Source organism: Bradyrhizobium pachyrhizi (genome assembly GCF_001189245.1).
Classification (GTDB): Bacteria; Pseudomonadota; Alphaproteobacteria; order Rhizobiales; family Xanthobacteraceae; genus Bradyrhizobium; species Bradyrhizobium pachyrhizi.
This window is the reverse complement of sequence record NZ_LFIQ01000053.1, coordinates 98,511-114,153: the sequence shown is the minus strand read 5'-3', so window position 1 is coordinate 114,153 and position 15,643 is coordinate 98,511. Positions and strand designations below refer to the sequence as shown.

At 58.8% G+C, this 15,643-nt stretch carries 7 protein-coding genes and 7 pseudogenes; 8 read left to right on the top strand and 6 right to left on the bottom strand.

Going from position 1 to position 15,643, the window contains the following annotated elements; translation table 11 throughout:
* A pseudogene (locus AKL29_RS44625) lies at positions 1–289 on the top strand (DDE-type integrase/transposase/recombinase); the annotation flags it as partial.
* Positions 290–546: 257 nt separating this feature from the next.
* Here AKL29_RS44625 and AKL29_RS10680 read toward each other — a convergent pair.
* Positions 547–1,569, bottom strand: a pseudogene (locus AKL29_RS10680) (IS110 family RNA-guided transposase).
* A 78-nt stretch (positions 1,570–1,647) separates the two neighbouring features.
* Between AKL29_RS10680 and AKL29_RS41790 the strand changes: the two are divergent.
* Positions 1,648–1,918 (top strand): annotated as a pseudogene (locus tag AKL29_RS41790) (integrase core domain-containing protein); the annotation flags it as partial.
* Here the strand turns inward: AKL29_RS41790 and AKL29_RS10675 are convergent.
* A pseudogene (locus tag AKL29_RS10675) lies at positions 1,905–2,213 on the bottom strand (SOS response-associated peptidase family protein); the annotation flags it as partial. The pseudogenes AKL29_RS41790 and AKL29_RS10675 overlap by 14 nt on opposite strands.
* A gap of 172 nt (positions 2,214–2,385) precedes the next feature.
* Between AKL29_RS10675 and AKL29_RS10670 the strand changes: the two are divergent.
* Positions 2,386–2,772: a hypothetical protein gene (locus tag AKL29_RS10670; RefSeq protein WP_050384125.1), complete on the top strand. Its 387-nt coding sequence runs from the start codon at positions 2,386–2,388 to the stop codon at positions 2,770–2,772.
* 601 nt (positions 2,773–3,373) lie between these two features.
* Here AKL29_RS10670 and AKL29_RS10665 read toward each other — a convergent pair.
* From AKL29_RS10665 to AKL29_RS10655, 3 genes are read right to left on the bottom strand one after another with little or no spacing between them, the layout of a single operon-like run.
* Positions 3,374–5,125: an oleate hydratase gene (locus AKL29_RS10665; RefSeq protein ID WP_050384124.1), complete on the bottom strand. Its 1,752-nt coding sequence runs from the start codon at positions 5,123–5,125 to the stop codon at positions 3,374–3,376.
* Positions 5,126–5,162: 37 nt separating this feature from the next.
* Entirely contained in the window at positions 5,163–5,921 is a 759-nt protein-coding gene (locus tag AKL29_RS10660) for a glucose 1-dehydrogenase (protein ID WP_050384123.1), read from the bottom strand.
* A gap of 26 nt (positions 5,922–5,947) precedes the next feature.
* Positions 5,948–7,582 carry an oleate hydratase gene (locus AKL29_RS10655; protein ID WP_082190550.1) on the bottom strand — a complete coding sequence of 545 codons (1,635 nt, stop codon included), beginning with the start codon at positions 7,580–7,582 and terminating at the stop codon, positions 5,948–5,950.
* A 562-nt stretch (positions 7,583–8,144) separates the two neighbouring features.
* Between AKL29_RS10655 and AKL29_RS10650 the strand changes: the two genes are divergently transcribed.
* The 4 genes and pseudogenes from AKL29_RS10650 to AKL29_RS10635 all read left to right on the top strand — a co-directional run bounded on the left by AKL29_RS10650 (position 8,145) and on the right by AKL29_RS10635 (position 13,537).
* On the top strand, positions 8,145–8,468 hold the full coding sequence (locus AKL29_RS10650) for a hypothetical protein (RefSeq protein ID WP_028337843.1): 324 nt from the start codon (positions 8,145–8,147) through the stop codon (positions 8,466–8,468).
* A gap of 315 nt (positions 8,469–8,783) precedes the next feature.
* On the top strand, positions 8,784–10,187 hold the full coding sequence (locus AKL29_RS46265) for a sensor domain-containing diguanylate cyclase (protein ID WP_050384122.1): 1,404 nt from the start codon (positions 8,784–8,786) through the stop codon (positions 10,185–10,187).
* 206 nt (positions 10,188–10,393) lie between these two features.
* Positions 10,394–11,385 (top strand): annotated as a pseudogene (locus AKL29_RS10640) (IS481 family transposase).
* Between the two features lie 646 nt (positions 11,386–12,031).
* Positions 12,032–13,537 (top strand): putative bifunctional diguanylate cyclase/phosphodiesterase, encoded by a 1,506-nt coding sequence (locus tag AKL29_RS10635; RefSeq protein ID WP_244481912.1) that lies wholly within the window; start codon positions 12,032–12,034, stop codon positions 13,535–13,537.
* Positions 13,538–13,760: 223 nt separating this feature from the next.
* Here AKL29_RS10635 and AKL29_RS10630 read toward each other — a convergent pair.
* A pseudogene (locus AKL29_RS10630) lies at positions 13,761–13,985 on the bottom strand (transposase); the annotation flags it as partial.
* Positions 13,986–14,237: 252 nt separating this feature from the next.
* Here AKL29_RS10630 and AKL29_RS10625 point away from each other — a divergent pair.
* Positions 14,238–15,455, top strand: a pseudogene (locus AKL29_RS10625) (IS110 family RNA-guided transposase).
* Positions 15,456–15,643 lie beyond the last annotated feature (188 nt).

Genomic DNA, 15,643 nt, shown 5'->3' with positions numbered 1-15,643 from the left:
GCTCGACTTCGTGTCGGATCAGCTCACGGATGGCCGCCGCTTCCGTGTCCTGACCGTGGTCGACGACTGCACCCGCGAGTGTCTGGCGCTGGTAGCCGATACCTCACTCTCCGGCACTCGGGTGGCGCGGGAACTGGATCGGCTACTGATTGAGCGCGGCAAGCCGAGGATGGTGGTCAGCGACAATGGCAGCGAGCTCACCGCCATCCTGACCTGGGCCGACCAGAGCCGCGTCGCCTGCTACATCGCGCCGGGTAAGCCCATGCAGAACGCCTTCATCGAGAGCTTCATGTATAGACGGCCCCGCGGATGCAAGGATTTCAGCCGCGCTTTGGATACCGGTCGGGTGCGTTCATGTATACGGCCTGTCAGTGCGACCGATGCCATGGCCGCTGGCCCTGATGGAGATCGCGGATCGAGGCCTCATCAACGGGTCGCGCTTGTTGCGCTTAAAGCTCTTCGGGCTTGCTCGATCCCCAGCTCCGCCGGCGTCCATCATGCTGTCATTTGCCCTCACACCATAAGGTGGCCAACATACGCGGAAAGTCAGACCGCGAGCTTAGGCCGATAGAATTCCCCGGTCGTCATCATCGCCCAGACGATCCGGGCCAACTTGTTGGCAACTGCGATGGCGACGACCATCGGCCGACGCCATTCCAGCAGGGCTTCGATCCAACCGCCTCCCACCCGAGAGCGTGCCTCCGGGTACCGAACGACGTTACGTGCTCCGATGACAAGCAAGTGCCTGAGATAGGAATCGCCCTGTTTCGTAATCCGGCCGAGCCGATCCTTCCCGCCGGTGGAATTCTGCTTGGGCGTCAGGCCAAGCCAGGCCGCGAACTCTCGCCCGGAGCGGAACATGGTCGCATCCGGCACCGTTGCGGCGAGAGCTGTAGCCGTTATGGGACCGATGCCTGGAATTAAGGACAGCAACTTCGCCATCGGATTTACTCGCTGGATCTGAGCCAACTCGCGCTCGATGGCCTCGACCTGCCGGTCCAATTCCTTTAGTTGGTTTACAAGAACGGCCAGTGCGATGCGCGCATGGGCCGGTAGCGTCAACCCCTCGACCTCCAACAAGTCCACCAGACCATCCACCCGTTGCCGGCCTTGCCCGACAATGAATCCGAACTCGGCGAAGTGAGCTCGAATGGCGCAGGCTGTCATGGTTCGTTGGCGGACCAGCAGGCCTCCTGCACGATGAAGCATCAAGAATCCTTAGCTCTCGACGGTCTTGATTGGAACGAACCGCATATTGGGACGGGCGACCGCTTCGCAGATCGCGGCCGCATCAGCAGCGTCATTCTTGGCCCCTCTACGTACGTAGGGCTTAACATAGGCCGGCGGAATCAATCTCACATCGTGCCCAAACTTCCGAATCTCCCGCGCCCAGTGATGAGCGGTCGCGCAGGCCTCGATGCCAACCAGGCAAGGTGTGAGTGAGGAGAAGAAGGAAATGATCTCTCCTCGCCGGAGCCGTTGGCGACCAGCCACTTTGCCTTGGCTATCAACTGCATGCATGTGAAACACGTGCTTCGAGATGTCCAATCCAATTGTCGCGACTTCCATTGGTGCATTCCTCCTGTTAGCGGCTCCTCCACGCCAGTATATCGTTGGCGCTGAGGGAGCGGGGCCGTCTTCCCCATCAATGGCCGGCTGCGGGATGAACTGTTGAATGAGACGCTGTTCACGTCGCTGGCTCAGGCCCGCATCGCGCTCGGATGCTGGCGGGGCCGATTACAACGATGCGCGCCCACACTCGCGGCTCGGATGGAAGACGCCGTCCGAGTTCGCCTTCACCTGCCATCCGCGACGGGATCTGGCGCTGCGCTATGCCGATGGCTCCGCGCCAGCTCCCGTCGCTCCCATCGCCCAACTGGGCAAATCCAACAGCCGGGGCGAACTCAGGACTGGATAAAACTTGGGGGCAAGGTCAAGCTGTCAAGGTCCAACCACTTCTCCGGATCGATCACCGCGACCGGCATGCGGTCATGGCACGGCGAGACCGATTCATTGGGCTCGTCAGTAAGGATGGCAAACGACGGAACTTCGTTCTCCTTTGACTTCGGACCAATCCCAATTCCGACGAGCATAAGCGGCTTGCCGTCCTGGCGTGCGAACAAACATGGCTGTTTTTCGCCGTCTTCTTCCCGCCATTCATGAATGTATTCGGCGGGAATGATGCAGTGCCGGTTCGCGAGCATCGACTTGAACGATCCGCGCTTGCATGCTCACGTTGTATGTCGTCGTGATGTCAGTCCTTATCGAATCCACCAAAAGAGGTAGGTATCAGACGTTGGAGACCGTGTTACCCTCTGAAAGTTGATGGGAGCTGATCCGCGAAACCAATCACAACTTTACAGTCCTTCAGAGAGGAGACTTCCAATGGCGTCGAGTATAGCCGAAGACGAGAAACGCCGTACACAACAAGGGCCGCAAGTGACCCAGGCATCGGCCGCCGGGTTAGGCGGCGCCGCCGAGCACACTAAAGAGTCGACCGCAGCCGCGCGCGGCTCATTTGTGTTTCCAGAATGGCAGAAGTCGATCGAAGCAACGACAAGCTTCTTCGCGGCGGCTTTGAAGGACGGATTGAGATTTTCTGCTTCCTCCTTGTACGATCAGGCCAATTTTCTAAAAGTCGTTGCCGAGGTCAAAACTCCCTCCGAGTTGCTGAAAAGCTATCTCGACTTGGCAGAGCGATCTTGGTCGAGATCGTTCAGTGAAGGCTCGAAGTTGTTGGATAATCTCAAGGTACAACAACATCAGCGGTGAGCAGTCGGATCGATTGATATAAACGGCGAGCTTGGGGCGGTCGCCTGATACTCCCCCAAGATCGTCCGATTGCCAAGTATGATGGCAATGCGCCTTCGGTAGAAGCAAAGCATTTTCGAGCGACCAGCGCCGCCGTTTGCTGAAAACGGACGCAGGTGTAAGGCAGCAAGACTGGCTAAGCATTAGTGCCGGCAATTTGCATAAGGCCACGATCGGAGCAGCGAACCGCATCGCTTATGTACCGGTCGCGCCACGGCTGCAGGCGCATAAGAACGCGGGGAATCCGCGAGCTAAAGATCGCTGGCGGCGTTGTTCGATGGCATGATCGCTCCGATTTCCGTGCTGGGCCAGCCGTCAGTAATATGCTGAGGCGTTGTGGTGATCTTGCGAATGATCGACGTTGCCTATATTTGTAGTCTGCAGCAGTGATGGTCGCCCTATTCGTCCGCAAGTTCGCTCATGGTGCAAGCGCTGGGCTCGACGCTTGGCGCGCACGGCGAGGCGGCGCTTGCCCTCCGGGGCAGAGCGCAGGAACAGCGCGAAGGATCTTTTCGACGACCGACGATCAGCGCAAGATGGCCACCCGGCAATCAGATGATATTCATTGAGCAGTGCTTCCGAAGTCTCTACCGCCGATATTCTTCAGCATCAGCTTGCGCAAGAACGCTGGTTCTAGTTCCGGAACTTGGACTTCCTTGCCATCGCGCAGCCTGCGGATCCCCGCGAACAGCTTGCGGATATCATAGGTAGAATTGAACACCTCCGGCACACAACGTTCGAGTTTGAGGAGCGCGTACACGGCCTCCATCGCCGTGCGAACTGAGTATTCCGTCGTGAAGACGCAATCGCGCTCCGTCGACTCAGCAAACTGGCCGATGAAGGCAAAATTGACGGCGCCGTTCGGCACAACATTTGGCCGATCGCCCGCCTTGCGCGGCATGAAGAGAGAGGTGACATAGGGCATCATCACCGGCACTGTCTTTGCGGCCGTTGCAGCAAATCCCGGTATGTCGTCGGCCGGCACGCCGAGGTGATAAAGCCATTCCTGCGTGATTTCCTCGCCTGTGCAATGTTGCATTGGCTTGTTCACGTAATCGCCGAGCCTATCAACAAAAAGCGAATAGAGCCAGACGACGATCTGATCGCTGGGCTGGTGCTTGAAATGCGGCTGGCGGTTTACGGTCCAACTGAGCAGCCAGCTCGAGTCCTTCGCCGTGACTATTCCTCCCGTGACGACCTTGCCGCTGAACGGCTCACGTTTAGCGATCTTGCGGATATAGGCGGGAATGCGCGCGTCCAGAGTCGTGATGGTCGCCGATTCCCATTTGGTGGCAGGGATATTACCGGCGAAGACGTCCGGGCGGCCGAAGGCTGTGTCCTTGGCGGCGATACGTCGCCACAGATCCCAAGCAGGCGCCGGGCCTTGGTCGAGCCTAGAGGAGGTGTGATGGTCTCCCATGTCCGAGTTTTCGGTGAGCGAGCCGATCGTCATGAATACAAGATCGTCGGCGCCGAGCCCGATACCGCCCGCGACGCCATCCTCCAGCCAGTGAATTGCCGTGGCCTGCTTGCGTCCGGCCTTGATATCGAAATCGACACAGGTGACTTCGACGCCGTAGCGGAAGTCAACGTCCTGCTCCAACAGCCATTTGCACAGCGGTAGAACCAGCGATTCATACTGATTGTACCTGGTAAACTTCAGCGCGCTGAAATCCGGCAGGCCGCCAATATGGTGAACAAACCGATGCAGATAAAGCTTCATCTCGAGAGCAGAATGCCATTCCTGAAAAGCGAACATCGTTCGCCAATAAAGCCAAAAATTGCTGTTCAGAAAGTCACTTCCGAACACTTCGTCGATGCGCTTGTTTTCCATCTCCTCACGGGAGGCAAGAAAGACTGCAATCAACTCCTTGAGCGCCCTTTCGCTCAGCCTGAAAAGCCCGTCCGTGCGCGCATCCTGTCCCTGGTTCACAGTCGCCCGCTGCAAAGAGTAGTTTGGATCATCCTTGTTCAACCAGTAGAATTCATCGAGGACGCTGGCACCTTCGATTTCGAGCGAAGGGATCGATCGGTACAAATCCCATAGACACTCGAAATGATCCTCCATTTCGCGGCCGCCCCGGATCACGAATCCCCTTTCCAGGTCTTGGCCACCGTCGAGCGCCCCACCCGGTATTTTCAGCCGTTCGAAGATGGTGATCCGATCGCCGCGCATATGGCCATCGCGGATCAGGAAGGCTGCGCCAGAGAGCGCTGCCAGGCCTGCTCCGACGAACCACGCCGTCTTATTGTCCACACCTTCGGGTTTTCGGGGGCGGGCAAATGCTTCGTAATTTCCGCTACCATGATGCATGGAACACTCCGTCCGGGTGGGTGATCAGTTGGACTCATCAAAAGATGTTCTCGGGTGCCGGGTATTTGCGCGGGACGCCGACCGTCAGGCCGCCATCGATTACGATCTCGGAACCAGTGAGGTAGCTGGACTCATCGCTGAGTAGGAACAAGACTGCCCGCGACACTTCCTGCGGCTCGGCTGGCCGGCCCAGCGGAATGGGGAAAAGAGAGGACTCGAAGCTCTCGGTCATCGAGGTGGCGATGAAGCCGGGATGGATCGAGTTGACGCGGATCCCCGAGGCCGCAGCTTCCAGCGCAGCGGACTTGGTTATGCCCCGCACGCCGAATTTGGAAGCGACATAGGCATGGAGACCGGCACTGCCTCGCAGCCCCTCGACCGACGAGATGTTGACAATCGAACCTCCGCCGGCGCGCCTGATGGCCGGCAAGGCCGCCTTCATTCCGAGGAATACACCGGTCAGATTGACGGCGAGGGTCTTGTTCCATTGATCCAGCGGAAATTGCTCGAGGGGAGCCATGTTGGCGATCCCCGCATTGTTGACCAGCCCGTGCAGCGCACCGAACTGCCGTTCGGCACTCGCGACCGCCTCGGCCCACTCCTCCGGCTGAGTAACGTCCTGACAGACATAGACGGCGGATCCGCCTAGTTGAGCGGCAAGAGCTTCGCCTTCCGTATGCCGAATATCGGTGATTACTACCTTGGCCCCCTCAGCCACCAATAGGCGCGCATGAGCCGCGCCCATCCCGCGAGCCCCGCCCGTCACCAGAATGACTTTGTTGTTCACACGCCTCATGACGGATCCTTGCTTCCTGCCGTTGATCAGTGGCGGTGCAGCGTCTTCCAGGCATCGAAGAGGACGCTGGGATCATGCTGGCCTTTGTAGAACGGTGAGACCGGACGCTGGACGTCGAGTAGGCCGAAGACAGCGATCTGCGCCGCCCGCACGGAATATTCGACGGTAAAGACTACGTCGTCGGGGATCTCGCAGAATTGGCCGATGAAGGCGAGATTGCGCGAGCCGTTCGGAATGACTTCCGGTCGGTCGGACCTCACGCGCGGCATGAACTGGGCCGTAACGTAAGGCATCAGCGAGGTCATGACGCGCGAAGTATCGAGAATGTGCGCAATACTGTCTGTGAATCGCAGGTGCGAAAGCAACTCGATGAGGATTTCACGCCCCGTGCACTCCGCCATAGGTTTATGCACGTATTGGCCCGGCCTGTCCGGGAAAAGTCCGTATCCCCACCAGACCCAGACATTCTTCGGCTGTTCGTAATAGTGCGGTTGATGATTAAGGACGACGGTCAGGAGCCAATTGGAGTCTTTGATCGTTATCAGCCCGCCCTTGCCGGCTCGACTACCGGAGAGGGCTTCAAGCCGGTCGAAGAAGCTCGCGTCGTCTGCAGTGACGGTAAATGATTCCCATTTGGACTGATCGATGTTGGAAACGAAAGCAGCGGGGCGACCGAAGTCGGGGCTTTTGGCGGCCAAGCGCTCCCATAGTTGCCAGGAGCCTCCGATCCGCTGCGTTTTCAGCACCGGAACCGTGTCCATAGAGCCGTAGCTGCTGTCGGATGTCATTGACCCATTGGTGACGAACACAATATCCCGTTCGGCGAGCTCAGTGGTGCGATCCTCGCCGCCCTTCCGATAGTGCAAATGGGTCGCGGTCTTCTGCCCGCCCTCGACAACAACATCAATATCGGTCACTTCCGCCCTCATCTCGAGCCGCACGCCTCGCGCCTTCAACCATGCGACGATCGGGCGGACTACCGCATCGAACTGGTTGAACTGCGTTCGGTAGATTCCTGCCATCGTATCGATCGTCGAGAACAGATGCAGGAAGCGTAAACAGTAGCGCTTGAACTCGACGGCACTATGCCAAGGCGCAAAAGCAAAGGTCGTGGACCAGATGAGCCAGAAGTTGCTACGGAAGAAATGGGGTTTGAACCAGTCTTGGATTGTCCTGACGCCGAGCACCGATTCTGGCGTCGCACAAAGAGCGATCAGGTCGAGGCGATCTCTCTCGCTGAAACCGAGATCGGAGACGTCGACGATCTGCCCGCCTGAAACCAAGCGCGCCTTGTCGTTCCAGAAGAACTCCTGATGAAACTCCATCAGTTCGTCCTTGGCCGATTTCGTCGGGTCAGCGATCGAGGGAATGAAGGACAACAAGTCGTAGGTGCAGTTGAACTTCTCCTCGAACATACGCCCGCCACGCATGACATATCCATCCTTCGGATTGCCGTGTGCGTCGAGGCTTCCACCGAACTGCTCCATTTGTTCGAAAAGGACGATATTCGGGCCCGATAGCCCGCCCTCCTTGAGGAGGTAGGCCGCTGCGGCCAACGCGGCGATGCCGGTTCCGATCAAGTAGGCGTTGCGAGGAGCCGCCTGCTTCGGTGACTCCACGCGGGAAAAGAAGGAAGCAGAGCACATAACGTTCTCCGGCATGTAACGGTTCGAATACCGTCAGTGCAATCGGCGCGCCGATAACGGCGCGTGCAAAGAAGTTCGTGAAGCACAGCTCCGGGACAAATCACTGCAAAGATCATAATAAGCAGCAACTACGCCGCGTTGATCGGGACCAATCAAAGTCATGCCAGCAGATTTTCGCGGCTCGCAAAGGACCGATTGGGGTCCTTGCTTGAATAAGGAATGAAAGCATCGTCATGTCGGGTTTCTGACTTCGCCGTCTTCAACCAGACAGGGGCGGCAAAACGGAAATTCATTACTACCGGTGGCGCCTGTGCCGATCAATAAACATTCCAGCGCGACCAGTTTGGCTAGTGCCGAGTAAGCGGGTTGTTGCCTATTCCTGCAACACTGCGCCATTAGGCGCGCTTACACCGAAGCGGCACCGCATTTTCAATGTGCTGAAAGCTATCTGACAGGTTCCGAATATTGGCCGCCTACAAGATCTGGCAGGGGCCTAGCTCAACCGGCTTATGTATATAGCGGAATCTCTGTCCCGCATTTCGGCGCGGGGACGCCCAGCAGGTAACGGAGGTCACAGGTGGCGTACAAGAAACTCATCAATCAAAGCGGGCTGACACTTACGGTGTTGCTCGTCACGCGCGTTGGCTCAGAGCCGAACCAGCCCGGACCGATCGTCGCAGCGGCGCTACCGGTGGGTGGCAAGCAGACGATTGAGTACGGTAATGCGCAGAATCCTTTCCTTAACGGGCTCGTGATTTCCTCATCCTCCGATGGCGCCTTTTCGAACGGGTCGCAGATCGTGACGACTCGGGGCAGCAGCTGGGATACCGTACTGAACACGCACGATACCCTTACCTTCAGCGGAGCGGGTGGACTGAACGTGGTGGCCTCTAACACATAACGCGCCACCGGCGTAGGGAACCCCGCGGCTGCGGAACTCGGCCCTGCTGGATGGCAAGCCGATCCTGGCGGCGTCGCCGTGCTGCTTGAGTGAGTGCAGCAGATGGACGGAAGGTGAAGCTCATGACCTCCGCGCCCGTCAGCAGTGATTATCGTGCTAGGCTGTTAGATGGCCTTCGGCGGAGACGAACCATGATGCCTTCATCTTGGTTGTACAGCAGGACTCTTTGTACAGCAGGACTCTAAGGTCTCTGAAGAAAAGCCCAGGAGTCAGGAAAAGACTGCGCGGAATCATCGTGGAATGACGGTATAGCATATGAGTACCAATCTTACGGTGCACGAGCGGCCCAACGCGCTGCGGCTGGTCACAGAGGCCTATACGATCCTTCTCATCACCGGCTTCGCGCTGCTGCCCACTCAGTTCATCGCCTACCTATATTTCCAGCAAGATCCCGCGCTGAAGTTTGAAGATCACCTGTTCCACGAATTCGCGATCGTCGTCGCCACCCTCGAGGGGCTGTTCGTCACATATGTGACGTGGCGTTGCTACCGGTCTTCAGGCGAGCCCCTGTTGCGCTGGTTGACGCTTGGCTTTCTGGCGTTCGCGCTGATCTATTCGCTGCACGGTGCCTTCACTGGGATGGCGCACCGCAATATTTGGCTGTTCCTGCTCTATGGGCCGGCGTCGCGTCTGGTGATGTCGATTTTGCTCTTCATCGGGCTGCTCAGCTACAATCAGCCGTCAGACGAGCCCGAGAAGCGTTCGGACGCGCGCGCATGGCTGATGTGGATTGGCCTATTCCTGACGGTGGACATAGCTGTCGCACTGGTCGCCTATTCTCACTATGCTGGGCACCCGGCGGTCCGCTTGTCCATGGAGGGCGGCGCATTGCTATTCAGTGCGCTGAACGTCTCGGTCATGCTCATGCGACGGATTCACTCGCCGCTCATGCTTGTTTTCGGCGTTTCCGTCGCGTGGTTCGCGCTATCGTCGCTCGCATTCATTCTGGCGGCGCCATGGAACCATATGTGGTGGCTGGCCCACGCGATCTTTGCCGGCGGGTTCTTTCTGCTCAGCTATGGCGTTGTTCAGGCTTTCCGAACAACGCAATCGTTCGCGACCATCTATAGCCAGGAAGAAATGACGGTACGCCTGGCCAGATCGATGGCCGACACTCAAAAGGCGCTTCAACAAGTGCAAATGAGCAATCAAAGACTAGAACGGCTCGCCGCCACCGATCCACTGACTGGTGCCGGGAACCGGCGCCACTTCATCGAGCATATCGGCGCCGAGATCGCGCGGGCCAAGCGGACCGGTGCTCCATTGTCTCTGCTGTCGCTCGATCTCGATCATTTCAAGGATATCAATGACTCACGCGGTCACAGCGTCGGCGATGAGGTCCTGCGCGTATTCGTGCGAAAATGTCTGGAAGCGATCCGGCCTTACGACTCTGTCGCGCGCGTGGGCGGTGAAGAATTCATGGTATTGCTGCCGGGGGCGACGCTGGACGCGGCTTGCGCGGTAGCCGAACGCCTTCGGTCAGCCATCGAACGCACTGCATTCGACGTCGGAGCCGAACCGTCGGTTGGCGTCACCATCAGTGTTGGAGTATCGGAATTCGGGCGCGATGGAGACACGCTCGACGGGTTCCTGAACGTCGCCGACCAGCGGCTCTATCGCGCAAAGTTTGAAGGTCGCAACCGTGTGGTTGTCGCCTAGGTTATCGCTCGTCGCGCACTTCGACTCAAGCGCGCGCCGGCGCGACGTCGGTTCTCACTGTCGTAAGTCAGAGCCACAATACTACTAACAGTTCTATTCGGTCGTGGTCCATCAATTGCAATGCTTCCAGGCGAGTTCGCGCCGCACTAGATGTTGATCCCGGGTTTTGATGGGGCATTCCTGTCTGCCGAATCAAAGGATGCACTATGGGCCAGGTTCTTCATGGGAGCGCCACGACGACAGAGGCGATCCGTCGAGCGATACAGCATAGTCAAGCGAGCCTGAGAACGCTGGCAAAGCGCTACGGCATCAACCAGAAGACCGTCGCCAAGTGGAAGAAGCGGACCTCGGTCGCCGACCTCCCGACCGGCCCCAAGCGGGCGAAATCAACGGTACTGTCCGTCGAAGAGGAGGCGGTTATCGTCGCCTTCCGGCGCTACACGCTATTGCCGCTTGATGACTGCCTCTATGCACTGCAGCCGACCATCCCGCAACTGACACGCTCATCGCTGCACCGCTGTCTGCAGCGCCACGGTATCGGCCGACTGCCGGACGTCGAAGGCGACAGACCGGCAAAGAAGAAGTTCAAGAGCTACCCGTCGGCTTCTTCCAGATCGATATCGCCGAGGTGCGGACCGAACAGGGTAAGCTCCACATGTTTGTGGCGATCGACCGAACCTCCAAGTTCGCTTCCGTCGAACTGCACGAAAGGGCTACCACCGCCGTATCAAGGGAGTTCCTGCTGCGCTTGATCGCGGCCGTTCCCTATAAGATCCATACGATGCTCACCGACAATGGCATCCAGTTCACGACCCCCGGTGCCGGAGGCTCGGCTGTACCTTTGATCAAGGAGGCCATGGCAAACGGCGAACTCTACTGGGCCCACGCGTTCGAACTCGCCTGTGCAAAGAATGACATCGACCATCGGACCACCAAAGCGAAGCACCCATGGACCAACGGTCAGGTCGAGCGAATGAACCGAACCATAAAGGACGCAACGGTCAAGCGCTTCTACTACGAGAGCCATGACCAGCTCCGCCAACATCTCGCCGACTTCGTCTCGGCTTACAACTTCGGCCGCAGGCTCAAAACCCTCAAGGGCCTCACGCCCTACGAGTTCATTTGCAAAGCCTGGGCTTCCAGCCCCGAACGCTTCTCTATCAATCCGCTCCAGCAAATGCCGGGACTAAACATCTAGGCCGCGACCACTAGCTGCCGGGAGCTGCAATGGTCGTTGCCTGCTACGGCGTCGCTCAAAAGCCTTGGTTTTGTCGAGTGCTCAGCCGGCGGTCGCCTCACCCCGCCAAGGCGGGCAGCGCCGGCGCGCGACGCTGCGATCACCAATCCGCTCGTCAGGCATTTGGCGGAAGGTCCCGATCAGAGGGCGCCACTGGCAGGAGCCTGGTCGCACTAAGCGCTGTCGCACGCCGACTAACGTTCACTAGCCACTCGCGTTCCAGAGCGTCCAGAACGTTGAAGCGGCATATTGAGGGCGCAACTCGTTGCTTCGGCCGCGTTGACGATGTGCGAAGTTGCTGGTCGATCGAACAGGACGGTTGCCGGTGACAAACGATCGAGAGTCGATGGCGCAGCTTGCGAAGCCGGTAATGGTTCGGCAATCGGCGCACATCATCTGGTCCTCAGTTGACATTCATGCTACGGGTAGGAACCTTACTGAACCAATCTGCGTTAGCGAAGATCCGACTGAGATGAGATTATTAACTCCACCATCTCGCGTAATGCAGTTCGATTGGCGGAGTTCTGCCACGAGGGACTTCATTGCTCTCTTCGGCTGCCTCGTTGTCGCTTCAATCTTAGCTCATCTCTATGAGATTGGTCCTCGCTTGATTCAGCTGGGGCGGGGCTTAGACTCGGTACTCGGCGACATTGTATTCATCATATTCGTTGCGTTCTTAATGAGCGTTTCGCTTACAATCTTTAGTGTTCGGCGCTATCGAGAACTCGCGCGCGAAACTGAAGCACGAATCATTGCAAAAGGAGAAGCCCGCGATCTGGCGCGACACGATCCATTGACGGGCCTGCCGAACCGCCGCTTGTTTGATGAAAAACTTGATCTGTGCCTTGGCCTCGCCACCGACACGCAACAAGTCGCTGTTTTGATGCTTGGCCTCGACGGCGTAAAGCGGATCAAGGACACGCATGGACATGCAGCGAGGGACAAGGTGCTTTGCGAATTTGCTAAGCGGCTTGCCGAAATCTTGCGCAAGGACGGCCTCCTGGCGAGGATCGGTGGCGACGAATTCGGGATCGTCCTGCCAAACATTAGCTCCCTCGAAGATCCCGCCAATCTGGCACGCGGTATCGTGGCGTCCACCGCCGACACTTTCGCACTTGAGACTGGCGCCGCCGAGCTTGGTGTTGGAATTGGCATCGCCATCGCTCCGCTTGACGGGGTCAATCTCCACGAATTGGTCAGGCGCGCAGATCGCGCGCTTTATCGCGCGCAAGGCGACGGCAGGTCGCGTGTTCGCTTTTTCGAACCAGGCATGGACATGCATGTCGAGCGGCGCATTCAAATCGAGCGTGAGCTTCGCAGCGCCATCGCGGCGGATATTATCGAGCTGCACTACCAACCGCTGGTTTCACTCGAAAGTAATCGCATTATCGGGTTCGAGGCCTTGGCGCGTTGGGAAAATAGGACATTGGGGCAGATCCCGCCCGACGTTTTTATTCCGATGGCAGAGGAAACGGGCCTCATCAACGCTCTTGGAGATCAGCTTTTTCGCCGCGCCTGTTTTGATGCCAATGCATGGCCGAAGACGTTTTCGCTTGCCTTCAACATTTCGCCAAGTCAATTGCGGGATTCCACGGTTGGAGAGCGCATTCTATCGATCCTTGAGCAAACCGGCCTCAGCCCACGCCGCGTGGAGGTTGAAATTACCGAGAGCGCGTTCGTGGAAAGAACTGGGGTTGCGAAGACCGTGATTGACGAACTTCGTCAAGCCGGCATCCGGATCGTGCTCGATGATTTCGGAACAGGTTATGCTACACTTAGCCAGCTGCTTTGGTTTCGTCTTGACAAGATCAAGATTGACCGCAGCTTCGTATCGCATCTCGACGACAGTGCCGACTGCCGGGTGATCGTTCGTGCTATACTCGGCCTTGCTGAAGGATTTGGTTTGACCGCCACGGCAGAGGGGATCGAAGACGAAGGCCAGCTGGTCTACCTGGTGGCCAATGGTTGCACAGAAGGACAAGGCTATCTGTTTAGTAGTGCTGTTCCAGCCTCCGGTATCCCCGCGTTGCTTGATCGCGAAGCCGGCCGCGCAGCGGTTACTGAAGATGGAGCAAGAAGCCTACATGCGCCAGTCGACGCGCTGAGTTCTTAAGTAGCTTCTGCCTCTACGACGGTTTCCCGAGCAGGTCAGGCTCAATCTCCTCCAATGACACGTGGAGCGTGCTCGGGAGCGCTGATTAGAAATAAGGGGTCTAGATTTGTGGCGCAGCATTGGACGCATCAATCGGAATTGTTGCTCAGGGTAGCCGCATTCGATCGTGTCCCTGGGCGTGGTGTAACAGGGCTCACCACGTTCGCCGGCATGGCCGGATCGGTCAACTGGCGATTGCCGGGAAGCTGACGGCGGGATCATCGCCCAACGGGGCGATCGTTTCCAGTGTCATGTAGCGGCCGCGCTGAACCGCCCACTCGTAGTTCTGCTCGAGCAGGATCGCACCGACGAGGCGCACGATGGCGTCTTCATTGGGGAAGATGCCGACCACTTCGGTTCGACGCTTGATCTCGCCATTGACCCGTTCGAGCGGATTGGTAACCGGTATGAGATGTCTCGGTGCCAACGTTCCGCTGCGGTGTTCTATATCGTAGCGTATGGTACGACCATCGGGACAGAGGCACCGGGAGCACGATGTGCGGGCAGGCCGATACGCACGATGAGCCGAGAGCTCGAGTTAGTAGCTGGCCGCCTCTGCGACTCGCCCGGTTGCGCCGAGAGCGCGTATCCGTAGTTGTCGTGTCGCCCGCAGGTCCCGTCATGTGTCTGGCAGGAGGTGCGAATGCGACGGGTAATTGGCATCGATGTCCACCGAACCTTCGGGCAGGTGGTATTTTGGGGGAACGGCAGGCTCCGACATGCGGGGCGCATTGATATGACGCGGACTGCGCTGGAGGGGTTTGGCAAGACGCTGCTGGCCAGTGATGAGGTGGTGCTCGAAGCGACCGGCAACAGCGTAGCGGTGTCGCGAGTTCTGGCGCTCTTCGTGGCGCGGGTGACCATTGCCAATCCCTTGCAGGTGAAGGCGATCGCCCAGGCGCACGTCAAGACTGACAAGATCGATGCCGGCACGCTCGCCAGTCTGCAGGCGGCAGGATACCTACCGCAGATCTGGACGCCTGACGGGGAGACCGAACGCAAGCGCAGACTGGTGGCGCGGCGCTACCAGATCATGCGGCATCGCACGCGGCTCAAGAACGAGGTGCATTCAATCCTGCACGCGCATCTGATCCCGAAGTGCCCGCATGCCGATCTGTTCAACGCTCGCGGCCGGGCCTGGTTGGCTGCTTAACAGCTGCCAGACGATGAGCGCGCCGCCATCGATCGGCACGTCCGTGAGCTTGACCGGCTGGCAGAAGACCTGGCCCTGCTCGACCGCGAGATCGCGCAGGACCCAATCGAGGATTCCGCGGTCAACCGATTGATGACGATCACCGACGTCAACTTGGCGGTCGCCGCCGGCATCATGACGGCGATCGGCGACATCAGCCGGTTCAACAGCCCGCAGAAGCTGGTAAGCTATTTCGGGCTGAACCCGCGAGTGCGGCAGTCGGGACTCGGAGCCGCCCATCACGGCCGTATCAGCAAGATCGGCCGCAGTCACGCGCGTGCCATGCTGGTTGAGGCGGCCTGGGCCGCGGCCAAGGCGCCCGGTCCACTGCATGCGTTTTTCGTCCGCATCCGCGCCCGGCGCGGCCATCAGATCGCCGCGGTGGCCGTGGCCCGGAAGCTCACTGTGCTCTGCTGGCATTTGTTGACCAAGGGCGAGGATTACCTGTGGGCGCGCCCAGCGCTGGTCGCCAACAAGACCCGCACGATGCAACTTCAAGCCGGACATCCACAACAGAAAGGCAGCCGCCGTGGACCTGCCTATGCCTACAACATCAAGGCGCTGCGCGATCGCGAGATGCTGATTGCCGCCCAAGCGGAGCAAAGCTACGAACGGTTCGTGTCGCAATGGAAAGCGCGGCGGCCCAAACCGGGCGCGCGGGCGCATCAATCCGGCAGGACAAAATAGGCGTTCCGGTGACGCTTACAGCCGACGCGTCACGCTTCGCCACGAGGTCGCCCGCGCCCGACAACCACAATCGCGGCTGACGGCAAGGTCTAGCCACGCGGTCCCGTTCCACGCCAGCGTGCCATCGTGCTCGGGCCGGTCAAGGCCAAGCCATGCGGTGGCCGCAAATGCGGCCAGCCTTGACCGCC

Bases quoted from the DNA above. Each gene is read 5' to 3' on its own strand.
- AKL29_RS10670 (WP_050384125.1), top strand. From the start codon at position 2,386: ATGGCGTCGAGTATAGCCGAAGACGAGAAACGCCGTACACAACAAGGG.
- AKL29_RS10665 (WP_050384124.1), bottom strand. From the start codon at position 5,125: ATGCATCATGGTAGCGGAAATTACGAAGCATTTGCCCGCCCCCGAAAA.
- AKL29_RS10660 (WP_050384123.1), bottom strand. From the start codon at position 5,921: ATGAGGCGTGTGAACAACAAAGTCATTCTGGTGACGGGCGGGGCTCGC.
- AKL29_RS10655 (WP_082190550.1), bottom strand. From the start codon at position 7,582: ATGCCGGAGAACGTTATGTGCTCTGCTTCCTTCTTTTCCCGCGTGGAG.
- AKL29_RS46265 (WP_050384122.1), top strand. From the start codon at position 8,784: ATGAGTACCAATCTTACGGTGCACGAGCGGCCCAACGCGCTGCGGCTG.